We start from the raw sequence: 16,933 nt of genomic DNA on the forward strand, positions 1-16,933 counted from the left end.
CGGCGCAGGGGTGCTTCGTCCTGCCGCGCCCCCAGGTGAACGGGTGGCTGGGCGCGGGCCCCAGCCTGTATTGCTAATTAGCTTTACAGCTAATTAGCAATACAGCTATAAATGCTGACCATGGACCCGGACGACGACACCGCGGGCGTGTTCCGCGCGTTGGCCGATTCGACGCGGCGGCAGATCCTGCAGGACCTGAGGGCCGGCGAGTTGAGCGCGGGGGAGATCGCGGGCCGGTTCCCGATCAGCGGGCCCTCGATCTCGCGGCACCTGGGCATGCTGAAGTCCGCCGGCCTGGTGCGCGAGCGGCGCGCGGCGAACCGCATCTACTACCGCCTGGTCGAGGAGCGGTTGGCCCTGTGCGTCGGGGGGTTCCTGTCCGCGGTCTGCCCCGAGCAGGTCGTCCTGCGCCGCACCCGGGACCGCGCATGAGCTTCGACGTCGCCAGCACCGTCGAGCGCCGCCTCCTGGTCAACTACCGCGTCGACCCGGAGGTCGCCGCGCGCCTCCTGCCCGCCCCGTTCCGCCCCCGCCTGGCCAACGGGTACGCCGTCGCCGGCATCTGCCTCATCCGGCTGAGGTCGGTACGCCCGCGCGGGCTGCCCGCGGCCGTCGGGCTGCGGGCCGAGAACGCCGCGCACCGGATCGCCGTCGAGTGGGACGACGCCGGCGCGACCCGCCGCGGCGTGTACATCCCGGCCCGGCACACCGCGTCGCGGCTGGTCGCCACCCTCGGGGGCCGCGTCTTCCCGGGCCTGCACAGCCGGTCCCGGTTCACGGTCACCGAATCCGGCGACCGGCTCGCGGTGGGTTTCGAGGACGACGCCGCGCGGGTCGACGTCCGGGCCCGGCTCGCGCCGTGGCCGGGTTCGGCGCTGTGGGGCTCGTTCGACGCGGCGTCGCGGTTCTTCGAGACCGGCGGCCCCGGGCTGTCGGTGACCCGCGAGGCGAACCGGCTCGACGCCGTCCACCTGCACTGCGACCGCTGGCGGGTGGAGCCCGTCGCGCTCGAGCGCGTGACGTCGTCCTTCTACGACGACGAGCGCCGCTTCCCGCCGGGCAGCGTCGTGCTCGACACGGCGTTGCTGATGCGCGACGTCCCGGTCGTCTGGCAGCCGCTGCCCGCTGTGGAGAGCGGCCCGAACTGTCGGCTCCAACAACTAGGCTCGTCCAGGTGACGACGACTGCCCTGTACCGCCGCTACCGGCCCGACTCGTTCGCCGAGGTGATCGGTCAGGAGCAGGTCACCGAACCGCTGTCGGTCGCCCTCACGAAGAACCGCGTCAACCACGCCTACCTGTTCTCCGGCCCCCGCGGCTGCGGCAAGACGACCAGCGCGCGCATCCTGGCCCGCTGCCTGAACTGCGAGCAGGGGCCGACGCCGACGCCGTGCGGCGAATGCCCCAGCTGCGTCGAGCTGGCCCGCGGCGGCCCGGGGTCGCTCGACGTCGTCGAGATCGACGCGGCCAGCCACGGCGGGGTCGACGACGCCCGCGAGCTGCGCGAACGCGCGGCCTTCGCGCCGGTGCGCGACCGCTACAAGGTGTTCATCATCGACGAGGCGCACATGGTCTCGCCGCAGGGCTTCAACGCGCTGCTGAAGATCGTCGAGGAGCCGCCGGAGCACATCCGGTTCATCTTCGCCACGACCGAACCCGAGAAGGTCATCGGCACCATCCGCTCGCGCACCCACCACTACCCGTTCCGGCTGGTCCCGCCGGAGCGGCTCGGGGCGTACCTGGCCGAGCTGTGCGAACGCGAGTCGGTGCCGGTCGGCAAGGGCGTGCTGCCGCTGGTCGTCCGAGCCGGCGGCGGGTCGGTGCGTGACTCTCTCTCGGTGCTCGACCAGCTGATGGGCGGCGCCGGGGAGAACGGCCTCGACTACGCGACGGCCGTCTCCCTGCTCGGCTTCACCGACACGGCCCTGCTCGACGACGTGGTCGACGCGCTCGCCGCCGGTGACGGGGCCGGGGTGTTCACCGTGATCGACCGGGTGATCGAGTCGGGCCACGACCCGCGCCGGTTCGTCGAGGACCTGCTCGAGCGGTTCCGCGACCTGCTCGTCGTCGCCGCGCTCGCCGGTCGCGGTGGGGATGCCGGGCACGCCGTGCTGCGCGGGGTTCCCGACGACCAGCTGCAGCGGATGCAGAGCCAGGCCGCCCGGTACGGAGCCTCGGAGCTGTCGCGGGCCGCGGACGTCACCAACACCGCGCTCACCGACATGACGGGGGCGACGTCGCCGCGCCTGCAGCTCGAACTGCTCGTCGCGCGGCTGTTGCTGCCCGCGGTGGACGACGGCCAGCTCGGTCTCGGGGCCCGGCTGGACCGGCTCGAGCGCCGTTTGGGTTCCGGCGCGGCGCCGATCGCCCCGGCGCCGATGGCCCCGGCGCCCGCCGCCCCGGCGCCGATGGCCCCGGCGCCCGCCGCCCAGCCGGCGGCCCCGGCGGCGCCGCCGGCCCCCACTCCCGCACCGGCCCCGACCCCCGAACCCGAAGAACGTGTGGCTCCGGCGGCGCCATCAGCCTCGAAACCCACACGATCCGCGGACCCGGCCGACGACTGGGCCCCGGCCCCGCAGCCCGTCGCCGCCACCTCGGCGGCACCGGCGCCCGGCGGCGCGGCCGACCTGGAGGCGGTCCGGCGGATGTGGGCCGACATCCTGGCCAGGCTGGCCACCATCAAGCGCACCACCTGGAGCCTGGTCTCGCAGTACGCGCAGGTCCTCGACTACGACGGGCAGCGGCTGCTGCTGGGCTTCGACTCCCCGGGGCGGGTGACGACCTTCGGCCGCGGTCCGCACGCCGATGTGGTGCGACAGGCGCTGATCGACGTGATCGGGCTGGACTGCCGGGTCGAGGCCTCCGTCTCCGGTGGTGGTGGCGGAGCGCCGTCCCGCCCGGCGCCCACCCCGGCGCCCGCCGCACAGTCGGCGCCACAGTCGGCGCCACAGCCGTCGCCGCCCGCCTCGCCGGCGCGTCCCGAATCGGCGCGTCCCGAATCGGCTCGCCCCGAATCGGCGCGTCCCGAGCCGGCGCCGGCGCGGGCGCCGCAGTCCCGCCCGGCCGACCGCCCGTCGTCCGGGCCCGGCCGCCCCGGCCGCCCGGCGACGCCCACGCCGTACGACGACATCCCGCCGCCGGTCGACGAGCCCGTCCGCGAGGACGAGGTGCCTCCGGACGACGGGTGGCGCGCCGGTGGCCCGCCCGCCGGTCAGGCCCCCCGCAGCACCCGCCCACCGCAGGCCCAGCCTCAGGCCCGGTCCGAGCGGGGGCCGCAGGCCGCCCCGCGCTCGGTCGACGTGCGTACCCCGCCGGCCCCCGTCGTCCTGCCCGCCGACGACACCCCCAGCAAGGACGATGCGGACCTCGAGGGCTCGCACCTGGTCGGCGCGCAGGTCGTGCAGCAACTGCTCGGCGGCAAGGTGATCGAGGAACGCGAAGGGTGACCGCCCTCGGTCAGGTCACCGACTGGTCGGGCACCTGGGGTGTCCCGAACACGGCGGTCGCCGTCGTCACCGACGCCGGCGTCGTGGAGACCGTGGGCGACGTGCGCCGGGAGTTCCGGCTGGCCTCGGTGACGAAGCTGCTCACCGCCTACGCCGCCCTGGTCGCGCTCGAGGAGGGGGCGATCGAGCTGGATGAGCCTGCGGGGCCGCCCGGGGCGACGGTCCGGCACCTGCTCGCGCACGCCGCCGGCTACGGGTTCGAGAGCGACGCCCCGGTGCTCGCCCCGCCCGGCACCCGGCGCGTGTACTCCAACCGGGGCATCGAGGAGCTGGTCCGCCACCTCGAACGGGCCACCGAGATCCCGTTCGGGCCGTACCTGCACGAGGCGGTCCTCGCGCCGCTGGGCATGGCCGCCACCGAGCTGAGGGGGTCACCGGCCTCGCACGCGCACAGCACGGTCGAGGACCTGACCCGGTTCGCCGTCGAGCTGCGGGCCCCGACGCTGATCCACGCCGACACGCTGGCCGAGGCCACGAGCGTGCAGTTCGCGGGCCTGTCCGGCGTCCTGCCCGGGCTCGGCCGGTTCGATCCCTGCGACTGGGGCCTGGGTTTCGAGCGCAACTTCGGTCGGCCGAGACACTGGGCGGGACAGCGGGTTTCGACCAGCTCGTTCGGGCACTTCGGCGCGGCCGGCACGTTCCTGTGGGTCGACCCGGTGCAGGGGGTGGCCGCCGTCTGCCTGAGCGACCTCGACTTCGGCGAGTGGGCCCGGGCGGCGTGGCCGCCGCTGTGCGATGCCGTGATCGAGCAGTTCGCCACACCCGTCCCATCCGCGCGCGCCGGGGGCGACGCCGGCGACGCGACGACGTAGGCTCGCCCACGTGTACGAAGGCGTGGTCCAGGACCTCATCGACGAACTCGGGCGGCTGCCCGGGGTCGGGCCGAAGAGCGCCCAGCGCATCGCCTTCCACCTGCTGCAGTCCGACCCGGTCGACGTCCGCCGGCTGGTCACCGCCCTCGGCGAGGTGATCGAGAAGGTCCGGTTCTGCGAGGTGTGCGGCAACGTGTCGGCCGACGAGCAGTGCAAGATCTGCCGCGACCCCCGGCGCGACCCCGCGGTGCTGTGCGTGGTCGAGGAGCCGAAGGACGTCGTGGCGATCGAGAAGACGCGCGAGTTCCGCGGCCGGTACCACGTGCTCGGTGGGGCGATCAGCCCGATCGAGGGGGTTGGGCCGGACGATCTGCGGGTAAGGGAACTGGTGACCCGACTGGCGTCGGGGGAGGTCACGGAGATCATCCTCGCCACCGACCCGAACCTGGAGGGCGAGGCCACCGCGACCTACCTCGCCCGGCTGCTCAAACCGATGGGCCTACGAGTGACCCGGCTCGCCTCGGGTCTGCCCGTCGGGGGCGACCTGGAATACGCCGACGAGCTGACTCTCGGTCGGGCCTTCGAGGGGAGACGACTGCTGGATGTCTGAGCGCGAGAACACTGTGAACCAGCCGCCGACGACGGTTCCGGCGTCGCGGCGTCCGGGCTCCGTGGACGTCACCGACGAACGGGTGGCCGAGGCACGCGAGCTCAACGACCTCGCCGACGACACCGCCAACGAGGCGCAGTCGTACCTCGACACGGTCACCGAGGTCGCCGCCGGGTCGTCCCCCGACACGGCGATCCCCGTCCTGCTGCTCGCCCTGTCCCAGGTCTTGCTGGCCGGTGCTCGCCTCGGGGCGATCAACGACATCGTGCCCAGCGAGCGGTTCGAGCCCGACGCGGGGCCCGACCCCGACGTCGACCCGGTGCGCGCCGGCCTGGCCAACCTGCTCGAGGGCCTCGACGAGTACGCCGACATCGTCGACCCGCTGACCTCCGGCGAGCGCGTGCACGGCTACCTGTCCGGCGACCTCGCCGACGTGGCCGCCGACCTGGCCCACGGCCTGCGGCACTACCGCGCCGGCCGGGTCGACGAGGCGCTGTGGTGGTGGCAGTTCTCGTACCTGTCGACGTGGGGCGCGCGGGCCACGAGCGCCCTGCGCGTGCTGCAGTCGATGCTCGGTCACCTCCGGCTGGACGTCGACCCCGACACGGTCGCCGACGCCCAGTTCGAGGCCCTGCACCTCAACGACTGAGGGCCGTCAGGCCACCCGGGAACCGCGGGGCAGGGCGCGGCTCGGCGACCGCAACCGGCGCACGGTGACCACCACCGAACCGACCAGCACCAGCCCGTCGACGGCGACCCCGAGCGGCCAGACGGCGGGCTGTGCGTCGCGTTCGGCGGCCCGGTCCTCGTCCCGGCTCTCGGAGCAGTAGTCCTCGTCGATCGGCGGCCCGAGCCGGGCCTCGCGCACCGCGCTGCGGATGATGCTCAGCGGGTCGCCCAGGTCGTGCCGCGCGGGGGCCGCGTCCGACACGATCACGTACGGGCTGGGAGCCAGCAGCCACCACGTCTTCTCCGTGTGGGCGCGGCTCTCGGTGACGAGTTCGAGCTGGCACTCGTCGGAGCCGTAGGCCCGGTACTGCTGCCGGAAGGTGTCGTCCGAGCGGACGATCGCCAGCCCGAGGACGAACACCAGGGGCAGTCCCACGCCGAGGAAGGCGACGGTGAGGTAGGTCAGGGCCGCCGAGGTCGACGTCCGCGCGGTGAGCGCCGAGAACATCAACCCGACCGCGCACACGACCAGCAGGGTGAACGCGGTCAGGACGGTCGTGATGACGAACCGGCCGCCCGACGTCCCGCCCTCCAGGAAGGCCCAGAACAGGAACGGGAGGGTGACGGCGAACAGCACGAGCGCCGACGTCCACGCGGCCAGCAGCTTGCCGAGCGCCAGCTCGGCCGGGCTCAGCAGGGTGCTCTGCATGATGGCCAGCACGCCCGCGGAACGGTCGCCGTTGACGCTGGTGGCCGACAGGGCCGGGCTGACCAGCGAGGCCAGCGACAGCACGAGCAGCAGGACGGTCCCGTACATCAACGCCCCGGCCGAGTCCCGCTCGGTCTGTGACGTCATGGCCGCCCACCGGATCAGCGACGACAGCGCCCCGACGGTCAGCGCCCAGAAGCCGACGACGATCACCCAGCGGGCGGAGCGGATCCGCTGCCGCAGCTCCAGCACCGTGAGCGTGCGCACGCCGCCCCAGGTGACCGACCAGGTGCCGGGCCCGCGCAGCAGGGGCGGGCCGTCGTCCACCGGCCGGCCGGTGCCGAGCGTCTCGCTCATCGCCGGTCCTCCGTCAGCTCGAGGTAGACCTGCTCGAGCACCCCGGCGGCGGGGTGCAGGGAGACCACCGGGACGCCGTCCCGCACCAGCGTCGCGAGCAGTTCCGCCGCGTCGTGGTCGCCGGCCAGTTCCACCTGGACGCCGTCCCGCTCCGGAGTGCCGTGCGGCACCCGCCGCCGGTCGAGGGTCTCGAGCAGGCGCGCGTCGTCCAGCGAGCGCACGAGCCAGGGGCGGGGGCGGCGGTCGGCGACGGCCTCCGGCCCGGTCAGGGTCTCGACCGCGACCGTCCGGCCCTGGGCGACCACGACGGCCCGGTCGACCATCTCGTCGAGCTCGGCGAGCACGTGACTGGAGACCAGGACGGCCCGGCCCTGGGCGGCCAGCGCCCGCACGATGCTGCGCAGCTCGATCCGGGAGCGCGGGTCGAGCCCGGACGCCGGTTCGTCGAGGAGCAGCACGCTCGGGTCGTGCACGAGGGCGCGGGCCAGGCCGAGGCGCTGCTTCTGCCCGCGCGACAGCACCGTCGTGGGGCGGTCGGCGAACTCGACCAGGTGCACCAGCTCGAGCAGGTCGCGGACCCGCTCGACCTGCTCGGGGCGCGGCACCCGGTAGGCGTCGGAGACCGTGTGCAGCACCTCGGCGCAGGTCAGGGCGTCCCAGGTGCCGAACACGTCGGGCATCCAGCCGGTGCGGGCGCGCACGGCCCGCGGGTCGACGGTCGGGTCGAAACCGGCGACGGACACGGTGCCGGAGTCGGGCACCAGGAGGGCGGCGAGGGTCAGCAGCAGCGTCGTCTTGCCGGAACCGTTGGGCCCGACCAGGGCGGTGACCTGACCGGGCGGTGCCTCGAGGTCGATGGAATCGACCGCGACGACGTCCCCGAACGTGCGTCTCACCCCGTGCGCGACGATGCCCGTGTCAGCAGGCGTCACCCGGCGAACTCTGCCTGCAATGTCCGGGTCCTGTCCAGAGCCCGTTAATGGCTCGAGGGGGGCCCGGGCGGCCCGGGTAGACTGACCCCTACCGATGTCGTCGTGGTGAGTCCTGGGAGCAAGTGGTGAGCCTGGTCGTGCAGAAGTACGGCGGCTCATCCGTCGCCGACGCCGAGAGCGTGAAGCGGGTGGCCCGGCGCATCGTGGACACGCAGAAGGCCGGCCACGAGGTCTGCGTCGTGGTCTCCGCGATGGGTGACACCACCGACGACCTGATCGACCTGGCCGAGCAGGTCACGCCGCTGCCGCCGGCCCGCGAGCTGGACATGCTGCTGACCGCCGGTGAACGCATCTCGATGGCCGTGCTGGCCATGGCCATCCAGGCGATCGGCGCCGAGGCCCGCTCGTTCACCGGCTCCCAGGCCGGGGTCATCACCGACTCCGCGCACGGCCGGGCCCGCATCATCGACGTCACCCCGGGCCGCATCCGCACTGCGCTGGACGCCGGGCACATCGCGATCGTCGCCGGGTTCCAGGGCGTCAGCCAGGACACGAAGGACATCACCACGCTGGGCCGCGGCGGGTCCGACACGACCGCCGTCGCGCTCGCCGCCGCCCTGAAGGCTGACGTCTGCGAGATCTACACGGACGTCGACGGCATCTTCACCGCCGACCCGCGCATCGTCCCCGCCGCGCACCGGATCCCCCGGATCAGCAGCGAGGAGATGCTGGAGATGGCCGCCTCGGGCGCCAAGGTGCTGCACCTGCGCTGCGTCGAGTACGCGCGGCGGTACCAGGTGCCCGTGCACGTGCGGTCGTCGTTCAGCCACCAAGAGGGCACGTGGGTGACCGACGCCCCGGCCGCCGAAGGAGAAGCAATGGAAGACCCGATCATCTCCGGCGTCGCGCACGACCGCAGCGAGGCCAAGATCACGGTGGTCGGCGTCCCCGACAAGCCCGGCAAGGCGGCGGAGATCTTCGAGATCGTCGCGGCCGCGCAGATCAACCTCGACATGATCGTGCAGAACGTGTCGGCCGCGGCGACCGGCCTCACCGACATCTCCTTCACGCTGCCGAAGACCGACGGCTCGACCGCGATGGAGGCCCTGACCCGGGCCCAGTCGACCCTCGGCTACGACAAGCTGATCTACGACGACCAGATCGGCAAGGTCTCCCTGATCGGCGCCGGGATGCGTTCGCACCCGGGCGTCTCCGCCCGCTGCTTCGCGGCGCTGGCCGCGGCCGGGGTCAACATCGAGATGATCAGCACCTCCGAGATCCGGCTCTCGGTGGTCACCCGCGCGGACCGGCTGGACGACGCCGTGCGGGCCATTCACACCGCCTTCGGTCTCGACTCCGTCGAGGGTGAGGCCGTGGTCTACGGAGGTACCGGGCGATGAGCGGCCTGACCGTTGCTGTTGTAGGAGCCACCGGCCAGGTCGGTGGCGTGATGCGGAAGCTGCTAGCGGAGAGGAACTTCCCCGTCGGCAAGGTCCGGTACTTCGCCTCCGCCCGGTCGGCCGGCACCACGCTGCCGTGGGGCGACGAGCAGGTCGTCGTGGAGGACGCGGCGACCGCCGACGTGTCCGGCATCGACATCGCACTGTTCTCGGCCGGCGGCTCGACCTCGAAGGCCGTCGCGCCCCGGTTCGCCGAGGCCGGGGCCGTGGTGATCGACAACTCCAGCGCCTGGCGGATGGACCCGCAGGTGCCCCTGGTCGTCTCCGAGGTCAACCCCTACGACCTGGACGACGCCCCGCGCGGCATCGTCGCCAACCCGAACTGCACCACTATGGCCGCGATGCCGGTGCTGATGCCGTTGCATCGGGCGGCGGGGCTGCAGCGGCTGGTCGTCAGCACGTACCAGGCGGTCTCGGGTTCCGGTCTGGCCGGCGTCGAGGAGCTCGAGGGTCAGGTGCGGGCGGCACTCGAGCAGGACTTCGCCGGCCTCACCCACGACGGGTCGAGCATCGACCTGCCCGCCCCGAAGAAGTACGTCGCGCCGATCGCCTTCGACGTCGTGCCGTTGGCCGGCAACCTGGTCGACGACGGCAGCGGTGAGACCGACGAGGAGCAGAAGCTCCGCAACGAGAGCCGCAAGATCCTCGGCATCCCCGACCTGCTGGTCAGCGGGACCTGCGTCCGGGTGCCGGTCTTCACCGGCCACTCGCTGTCGATCAACGCCGAGTTCCGCGACCCGATCACCGCCGAGCAGGCCCGCGCGCTGCTGGCCGACGCCCCGGGCGTCGCCCTCAGCGACGTGCCGACCCCGCTCGAGGCGGCCGGTGCCGACCCGTCGTTCGTAGGCCGGATCCGGCAGGACAGCTCGGTGCCCGACAACCGGGGCCTGACCCTGTTCGTCAGCAACGACAACCTGCGTAAGGGCGCGGCCCTCAACGCCATCCAGATCGCCGAACTGGTCGCCGCGCGCCTCTAAATGTCGTGATCATGGAAACTTCTAGTCTCTGTTGAGGCGCGAGCGCGTGGGGGCCGGCCCCTCGAAGACTAGAAGTTTCCATGATCACGACTATGTGAATGATCAGCGCAGGACGCGCTGGACGAAGTCGAGTTCGGCGCGGAACTGGCGCACCCGTTCGTCGTCGACCAGCGAGCCGTGGCCGGCGTCGTAGCGGTACACCTCGTGCGGCATCCCGCGGGCGGCGAGGGCGTCGAGGTAGTTGTCGATCTGCCGGATCGGGCAGCGCGGGTCGTTCTCCCCGGCCAGGATCAGCACCGGGACCCGCACCTCATCGATCCACGTGAGCGGGCTGGAGTCGCGGTACCGGTCGGGCACCTCCTCGGGTGACCCGCCGAAGAGGGCCCGGTCGAACGCCTTCAGGCCCTCCATCTCGTCGTCGTAGGCGGTGAGGTAGTCGGCCACCGGCACACCGGCGACGGCGACGGACCACTTGTCCGGGTGGACGCCGATGCCCAGCAGCGTGAGGAACCCGCCCCACGACGCCCCGGACAGCACGATCCTCGACGGGTCGGCGATGCCGTCGTCCACCAGGAAGTCCCGGACCGCCACGATGTCCTCGAGCTCGATGTGCCCGACCCGCTCCTCGAGCGCGTCCCGCCAGGCCGACCCGTAACCGGTCGAGCCGCGGTAGTTCACCTGGACCACGGCGAACCCGTGGTCGACCCACGCGCTGGGGTAGGCGCGGAACGCGTCGGAGTCGTGCCAGGTCGGCCCGCCGTGGACGTCGAAGAACAGGGGCAGCGGCCCCTCGGCGCCGGCCGGTCGACGCAGCAGCGCGTGCACCCGCCCGCCCCGACTCTCCACCCAGACGTCCTCCACCGCAACGGATCCCGGGGCCGGCAGCCCCGGCGGGGTGAGCACGACGGCCCCGTCGAGGGTGCGGACGGCGGGTGGCTCGGCGGCCGAGGACCACAGCACCCAGGCGTCGCCGCCCGGTCGCGGGGTGGCCCCGAGCACGGTGCCGTCTCCTCGGCCCACCGCGACCGGCGTCCCCGGTTCGTCGAGGGCCACCGTGTAGAGCCGGGTCCGCGCCTCGTGGTCGATGCCGACCAGCAGGCTCGACCCGTCCACGGACCACGACGCCTCCGAGACCTCGCCCGGCAGGCCGAGTTCGAGCTCGGTCTGCGCGCCGGTCACCGGGTCCCAGAGCAGCAGTTCGGAGCGCCCGCGCCGCTCGTGCGAGACCAGTAGCCGGTTGTCACCGGCGACGGGCGCGAAACCGACCGGTTCCAGGCCCTTCCCGTCACCGTCCCACAGGTCGGCGACGGTCGAACCGTCCTCGACACGCAGCACGCGGACCGCCGGGTGCCGGGAGTCGCCGTGCTCGCTGTGCGAGATGGCCAACAGGGCGCCGTCCTCGCTCAGGTCGGCGACCCCGGCGTCCTCGGCGTGCTCGTACAACCGGCGCGGCGCCGACCCGTCGCCCGACACCAGGTCGATGCGGGTGCCGTACCCGTCGTCGCTGCTGCCGACCACCGCGAGCCCGTCGTGCCCGAGGACCAGCCCGGCCGAGTAGGCCGCGGGAAGCGTTGTGGCGGGCGGGGAATCGGCGTCCGGCGACGACCCGAACGCCTGTCGCCGCCAGATCCCGTGCTCGCTGCCCGCGTCGTCGTCGAACCACCAGACCCACTCGCCGGCCCGGTCGAGCACGCCGTCGACCGTGCCCTCCGCGCGGGAGGTGAGCTGCGTGAGCCGCCCGCTCCCGGCGTCCCAGGAGTGCAGTTCGAGCACCCCGCCGGTGGTCGCCACCACCACGCACCGCGCGGGCGCGTCGAGCGCCCACTGCGGCAGACCCGTACGACCCGAGCGGAACCGCTGCTCCCAGACGGGGAGGTCAGAACTCATGAGAGCCGATTCTTCAGCACCGCGCACGACTCGACCACGGCGGCCTCGACGGCCGGGGACACGGGGCCCAGGTCGAAGAACCCGTGGATCATGCCCGGCATCCGCAGCAGCGTCGTGGGCGTGCCCGCCTTCTCCAGGGCCTCGGCGTAGGCGACGCCCTCGTCGCGCAACGGGTCGTACTCGGCCACCACGACGATCGCCGGGGCCAGCCCGGCCAGGTCGGGGGTGCGCAGCGGCGACAGGTCGGGGTCGGCCAGGTCCAGGTCGCCGGAGGCCCCGCGCGGGCCCACGTACTGCTCGGCGAACCAGACGATGTCCTCCAGGGTCAGCAACCGGTCGGAGCCGTTCTCGGTCCGGGACGGGTAGTCGGTGACCTCGGCCGCGAAGTCCGTGCCGGGGTAGATCAGGAACTGGGCCGCGACGCGGGGGGCGTCGGGGGCGCCGGCGCGCGCCGCGTCCCGGGCCCGCCGGGCCGCCACGGTGGCCAGCGTCGCGCCGGCGCTGTCCCCGGCCACCGCCAGACGCGACGGGTCGCCGCCGAACCCGGCGATCGTCGTCCACACCCAGCGCAGCGCCGCCCAGGCGTCCTCGACACCGGCCGGGAACGGGTGCTCCGGCGCGAGCCGGTACTCGGCCGAGACGACGACGGCGCCCACCTCGGCGCAGATCCGCCGGGCCTGGTTGTCGTGGGTGTCGAGGTCGCCGATCACCCAGCCGCCGCCGTGCAGGAACAGCACGGTGGGCAGCGGCCCCTCCAGGTCGGGCCGGTAGACGCGGTACCTCAGCGGGCCCTCGGCCGCCGGGTACTCGCCGTCCGCGGTCGAGGCGACCGGGATGACCAGGTTCGGCGGCCGGGCGTCCGCGGTGACCGCGCGGAACCCGCGGCGGGCTTTCTCCACGCCGCCGCGCGAGAGCCCCATCATGTTGTACGTCACCATCGCCTGGAGCATCGTCTCCAGGTTCGGGTCCAGCGTCATGCGCGGTACGGTACCTCCACGTACCGAGGGGGCCGGGACGCTGCGGAAGGGACGGTGTTCCAGCGATGACTGACCAGCGGTTGCCGCACCGGCTGAGGCTGCTCCAGGGCCTGGCCGAGGTGCTGGCCGGCAAGGAGTACGCCGCCGTGACGGTGTCCGACATCGTCGCCGCGGCGGGGGTCTCGAAACGCACCTTCTACGAGCACTTCGAGAGCAAGCAGGAGTGCCTGCTGGCCTGCTACGCCGAGGCCAACGGCCTGCTCGTCGCCGGGTTGCGCAGTCAGGGGGCGGGCGGTGCGGCCCACGGCGCGCAGCGGCTGACCGGCCTGATCGACGCCTACCTGCGCTTCCTCGACGAGTCCCGGGCCACCGCGGCCGCCCTCCTGGTCGAGATCACCTCGGCGGGCGCCGAGGGCCGCCGGGTGCGTCGCGAGACCAACCTCGAGCTGGCCCGGGTCATGCTCGAGGTCAGCAACCGGCCCCCGGACGACCCCTTCGACCTCGACCAGGCGCTGGCCCTGGTCGGCGGGGTCACCGAACTCGTGCTGACCCACGCCGAGAACCACCCCGACCGGCCGTTCCGTGAGTTGCGGCCCGCCGTCCTGAAGTTCGTCGGGTCGGTGCTGCGCCCGGCCGGCGTCACCGCGGCGGCCGAACCGGCGGGCGCGGGAGCTTAAGTCCCGGGCGGAACCGGTCGATGAAACCGGCCGGTGGAGAACCGTCTGGGGGTCACGTGACCGAGCTTGCCGCCCTGCTGCACCGGTGGGACGAATGCTGGGCCCGCGCCGGCGTGCGCCTCGACGAGCACCTCGCTGCCGGGGCGGCCGCGGACGACGTCCGCGCGCGGCTGGCCGAGGCCGGTCTCTCCGCTGCCCCGGCCGAGGTCGTCGAGTGGTTCGGCTGGCACTCGTGCCGCTGCGATCCGGACACCTCTCCCGTCGACCACCAACCGGCCGCCCTCGAGTGGGCCCTGGCCGAACGGGCCGGACGGCTCGCGGACGCCGGGCGCGCGGCCGCCGACATGGCCCCGGACGACGCGCCGTGGAACCGGGCCGAGCACTGGTTCCGGCCGAGCTGGCTGCCGCTGGCCTCGTCGGGAGGTGGGGTCGTGGTGGCCGAGATCGAGCCGGGCGCACCGACCTGCCGCGTGTTCGACGTCCAGTGGGACCGGGCCGGGTGGGACTGGAACACCCCCGTCGCCGGGTCGCTGGGCGACGCCCTGAAGCAGTGGATCGCGCAGGTCGACAGCGGAGCCTGGACGTTCACCCCGGGCCGCTCGCGGGCCGAGGCGGCGGGGCTGTCGATCGAGGTCCGCACCCCGCGCCTGCTCTAATGGCCCCCTGAACGAGTCCGAGTCTCCCCGCGGGCGCTTTCGCGCGCCCGCGCTCGACCCGACCGGGTCGGCTCTGGCCGCCGCGCTGGTCTGCATGTCGCTGACTCCGTCGCTGCTGCCACGCAGCCCCACGTTCCAGGGGGCGGTCAGTGGGGTGGTTGCCGCGGCCGGCTACCTGCTCGGGTTCGCGATCGCCGCGCTGGCGCGGGCTCTGGTGCCGGAGGCCGCGCGGGTGCCGGACGCCGTCCGCGCGGTGGTCGCGCGGCTCGCGCTGCTCGTCGGGGCGGGCGGCGTCGTCGGGTTCATGGTCGCGGGCCGGGGGTGGCAGGCCGAGGCGCACCGGCTGGCCGGCAGCCCCGTGCCCTCGATCTGGGCCACGCTCTGGACGGTCGCGTTCTCGGTGCTGCTGTTCGCCGGGCTGCTGCTGGCCGGGTGCGGCGTGCGGCGCGTGACCCGTTTCGTGGCCAGGTTTCTCGCGCGCCGCCTGCCGGTGGTGGTGGCCACGGTCGCGAGCGTGGTGGTGGTCGCGACCGGGGCCGGGGTGCTGTTCCAGCAGGTCGTGCTGCGCGCGACGTTCTTCACGATCGACCGGGTCTCCAGCGGCGTCAACGACGCCGTCACCGAGAACCTCTCACCCCCGACCTCGTCGCTGCGTTCGGGCGGACCGGGGTCGTCGGTCGCCTGGGCCGACCTGGGCCTGCGGGGGCGCCGGTTCGTCGCGGGCGGGCCGAGCGGGCGGCAGCTGTCGGCGTTCTCGGGGCGGCCCGCCGAGGAGCCCGTGCGGGTGTACGTCGGGTTGAACAGTGCACCGACCTCGCTCGAGCGGGCCGACCTGGCGCTGGCCGAACTCGTTCGTACCGGCGCGTTCTCGCGGGCGGTGCTGGCCGTCGTGTCGACCACCGGCACCGGCTGGGTCGATCCAGGAGCGGCCAACTCGCTGGAGTACCTGTGGAACGGTGACACCGCCATCGTGGCCACCCAGTACTCCTACCTGCCCAGCCCGGTCGCCTTCGTGCTCGACGACGACCAGGTGGAATCGGAGGGCGCGCAGCTGTTCTCGACGATCCGCCAGTACTGGTTGCGGCTGCCGGTCGACCACCGGCCGCGGCTCCTGCTGTACGGGGAGAGTCTCGGGACCAACGGCGGGGCCGCCGCGCTCGGGTCCTTCCCCGACGCCGGCGACCGGGTCGACGGGGCCCTGTTCGTGGGCCCGCCGAACTCCAACCACCTGTGGCGGGAGGTCGAGGACCATCGCGACGCCGGATCACCGGCCCGGCGGCCCGCCTTCGGGAGCGGGGCCGTGGTCCGGGTCGGCGTGGACCGCGCGTCGCTGACCGCCGCGGCCGCCCAGCCGTGGTCGCAGCCGCGGGTGCTGTTCCTGGCCCATGCGTCCGACCCGGTGGTCTGGTGGTCGCCGGACCTGCTGCTGCGCCGCCCCGACTGGTTGCGCGAACCGCGCGGGCCGGGGGTCTCGTCCTCGATGGGCTGGTACCCGATCGTCACGTTCTTCCAGGTGACTGCGGACCTGCTGGCCGCGAACGACGTCCCCGGGGCCGGCCACCGTTACGGCGCATCGATCGGTGCCGGGTGGGCCGCCGTCGCACCCCCGGACGGCTGGACCCCGGCCGACACGACCCGCCTGACCACCCTCTTCCCCTAGCCCTCCGTGATCATGCGCAAACGCAGCACTTCCGCGTTGATCATGCGCAAACGCAGCATCAGCTGGTCGACGCGGCGAGTGTGCGCTCGAGGAGGTAGTCGCCGGCGGTGATGGCCGGGTAGTCGACGCCGCCGCCGATCGGGGCCGGCAGCGGTTCGATTCGGGTGTCCATGTCGGCCTCGCAGAACAGGATCAGCGAGATCAGCTCCTCGTCGGGGGCCTGGTCCGACGGCGGCAGCACCCGGTGCCGGGTCGAGCGCCACCGGTCGCCGGTCCAGCGGGCCAGCATGTCCGCGATGTTCACCGTGAAGGCGCCGGGCACGGCCGGGGCGTCGGCCCACTCGCCGTCCCGGGTCTGCACCTGCAGCCCGCCGTAGCCGACCTGCCGGTCGAGGATGGTCAGGATGCCCCAGTCGGTGTGTGGGCCGACCCGGAACTGGCCCTCCGCAGGGGTTTCCGTCTCGGTCAGCGGCGGGTAGCGGTTGATGTTGAACGTGTAGGGCGCGTTGCTGACCCGGCCGGCGAAGAAGTCCTCGTCGAGGCCGAGGGCGGTGGCCAGCACCTGCAGCAGCTCGACGTAGAGGGCGCGGGTGGCCGTCGTGTACTCGGCGACCAGGGCCTCCAGTTCCGGTACCTCGGTGGGGAAGACGTTGGGTTCGAACCACGCCTCGACGATCGCCGGGTCGACGCCCGCGCTCAGTTCCGCGGCGGGCCGCCCGACCGTGAGACTCTCCTTCAGGTCGGGCTTGTCGGCGTCGGCCTCCTCGCCGTAGAAGGCGTTGGCCTCCTCACCCTTGGCCAGCCAGCCCCGGCCGCCGACCTTCGCCGCGTAGGGGCGCTTGGTCGCGGACGGCAGCGCGAAGAACCGCTTCGAGGCGTCGCGGATCTGCTGCATCAGCTCGGCGCTCACCCCGTGGTTGCTGACCATGAAGAACCCCGAGTCCTGCATCGCCCGGTCGAGCCGCGTGGCAAGCTCGACCCTCTGCTCGGGCGTCCCGGTGCGCCAGGTGGAGATGTCGATCAGCGGGATGTCGGGAGTGCTCAT

Annotated in this window: 16 protein-coding genes; 11 read left to right on the forward strand and 5 right to left on the reverse strand. The window is 73.4% G+C overall.

The annotated features are described in order from the left end of the window. Positions 1-120: 120 nt before the first annotated feature. Genes ACIB24_RS04075 through ACIB24_RS04100 form a run of 6 tightly spaced genes read left to right on the forward strand, consistent with a single transcriptional unit; the run spans position 121 to position 5,576 of the window. A complete protein-coding gene (locus ACIB24_RS04075) occupies positions 121-432 on the forward strand; it encodes a metalloregulator ArsR/SmtB family transcription factor (RefSeq protein ID WP_398275512.1) in 312 nt (103 codons plus the stop codon). Beyond that, on the forward strand, positions 429-1,178 hold the full coding sequence (locus ACIB24_RS04080) for a DUF2071 domain-containing protein (RefSeq protein ID WP_398275515.1): 750 nt from the start codon (positions 429-431) through the stop codon (positions 1,176-1,178). The genes ACIB24_RS04075 and ACIB24_RS04080 overlap by 4 nt, the downstream gene beginning before the upstream one ends. Continuing rightward, complete coding sequence (locus ACIB24_RS04085) at positions 1,175-3,445, forward strand: DNA polymerase III subunit gamma and tau (RefSeq protein ID WP_398275518.1); 2,271 nt, start codon at positions 1,175-1,177, stop codon at positions 3,443-3,445. The genes ACIB24_RS04080 and ACIB24_RS04085 overlap by 4 nt, the downstream gene beginning before the upstream one ends. Beyond that, positions 3,442-4,317, forward strand: a complete 876-nt coding sequence (locus ACIB24_RS04090) for a serine hydrolase domain-containing protein (RefSeq protein ID WP_398275521.1) — start codon at positions 3,442-3,444, stop codon at positions 4,315-4,317. Before ACIB24_RS04085 ends, ACIB24_RS04090 begins: the two co-directional genes overlap by 4 nt. A 10-nt stretch (positions 4,318-4,327) precedes the next feature. Continuing rightward, the gene (recR, locus tag ACIB24_RS04095) at positions 4,328-4,927 is read left to right on the forward strand and encodes a recombination mediator RecR (RefSeq protein ID WP_398275524.1); all 600 of its coding nucleotides are present in this window, start codon (positions 4,328-4,330) and stop codon (positions 4,925-4,927) included. Further along, complete coding sequence (locus ACIB24_RS04100) at positions 4,920-5,576, forward strand: DUF5063 domain-containing protein (protein WP_398275527.1); 657 nt, start codon at positions 4,920-4,922, stop codon at positions 5,574-5,576. Before recR ends, ACIB24_RS04100 begins: the two co-directional genes overlap by 8 nt. Before the next feature lie 6 nt (positions 5,577-5,582). Here the strand turns inward: ACIB24_RS04100 and ACIB24_RS04105 are convergent, their stop codons facing one another. Then, positions 5,583-6,662: an ABC transporter permease gene (locus ACIB24_RS04105; protein WP_398275529.1), complete on the reverse strand. Its 1,080-nt coding sequence runs from the start codon at positions 6,660-6,662 to the stop codon at positions 5,583-5,585. Further along, positions 6,659-7,594: an ABC transporter ATP-binding protein gene (locus ACIB24_RS04110; RefSeq protein WP_398275532.1), complete on the reverse strand. Its 936-nt coding sequence runs from the start codon at positions 7,592-7,594 to the stop codon at positions 6,659-6,661. Before ACIB24_RS04110 ends, ACIB24_RS04105 begins: the two co-directional genes overlap by 4 nt. Before the next feature lie 125 nt (positions 7,595-7,719). Here ACIB24_RS04110 and ACIB24_RS04115 point away from each other — a divergent pair, with 125 nt between their 5' ends. Continuing rightward, on the forward strand, positions 7,720-8,994 hold the full coding sequence (locus tag ACIB24_RS04115; protein WP_398275535.1) for an aspartate kinase: 1,275 nt from the start codon (positions 7,720-7,722) through the stop codon (positions 8,992-8,994). After that, the gene (locus ACIB24_RS04120) at positions 8,991-10,031 is read left to right on the forward strand and encodes an aspartate-semialdehyde dehydrogenase (RefSeq protein ID WP_398275538.1); all 1,041 of its coding nucleotides are present in this window, start codon (positions 8,991-8,993) and stop codon (positions 10,029-10,031) included. The genes ACIB24_RS04115 and ACIB24_RS04120 overlap by 4 nt, the downstream gene beginning before the upstream one ends. A 102-nt stretch (positions 10,032-10,133) precedes the next feature. Here the strand turns inward: ACIB24_RS04120 and ACIB24_RS04125 are convergent, their stop codons facing one another. Together ACIB24_RS04125 and ACIB24_RS04130 are read right to left on the reverse strand one after the other, a co-directional pair. Continuing rightward, positions 10,134-11,918, reverse strand: a complete 1,785-nt coding sequence (locus tag ACIB24_RS04125) for a S9 family peptidase (protein WP_398275541.1) — start codon at positions 11,916-11,918, stop codon at positions 10,134-10,136. After that, positions 11,915-12,895 carry an alpha/beta hydrolase gene (locus tag ACIB24_RS04130; RefSeq protein WP_398275544.1) on the reverse strand — a complete coding sequence of 327 codons (981 nt, stop codon included), beginning with the start codon at positions 12,893-12,895 and terminating at the stop codon, positions 11,915-11,917. Before ACIB24_RS04130 ends, ACIB24_RS04125 begins: the two co-directional genes overlap by 4 nt. Positions 12,896-12,960: 65 nt before the next feature. Between ACIB24_RS04130 and ACIB24_RS04135 the strand changes: the two genes are divergently transcribed. The 3 genes from ACIB24_RS04135 to ACIB24_RS04145 all read left to right on the forward strand — a co-directional run bounded on the left by ACIB24_RS04135 (position 12,961) and on the right by ACIB24_RS04145 (position 15,888). Further along, positions 12,961-13,572: a TetR/AcrR family transcriptional regulator gene (locus ACIB24_RS04135; RefSeq protein ID WP_398275546.1), complete on the forward strand. Its 612-nt coding sequence runs from the start codon at positions 12,961-12,963 to the stop codon at positions 13,570-13,572. A 56-nt stretch (positions 13,573-13,628) separates the two neighbouring features. Then, positions 13,629-14,228 (forward strand): hypothetical protein, encoded by a 600-nt coding sequence (locus ACIB24_RS04140; RefSeq protein WP_398275548.1) that lies wholly within the window; start codon positions 13,629-13,631, stop codon positions 14,226-14,228. 94 nt (positions 14,229-14,322) lie between these two features. Then, the gene (locus ACIB24_RS04145) at positions 14,323-15,888 is read left to right on the forward strand and encodes an alpha/beta hydrolase (protein ID WP_398275550.1); all 1,566 of its coding nucleotides are present in this window, start codon (positions 14,323-14,325) and stop codon (positions 15,886-15,888) included. Between the two features lie 58 nt (positions 15,889-15,946). On the opposite strand, the gene ACIB24_RS04150 is transcribed toward ACIB24_RS04145, so the two are convergent. Beyond that, positions 15,947-16,933: an isopenicillin N synthase family dioxygenase gene (locus tag ACIB24_RS04150; protein WP_398275553.1), complete on the reverse strand. Its 987-nt coding sequence runs from the start codon at positions 16,931-16,933 to the stop codon at positions 15,947-15,949.

The sequence above is a fragment of the Spongisporangium articulatum genome, from assembly GCF_044465595.1.
GTDB lineage: Bacteria > Actinomycetota > Actinomycetes > Actinomycetales > Kineosporiaceae > Spongisporangium > Spongisporangium articulatum.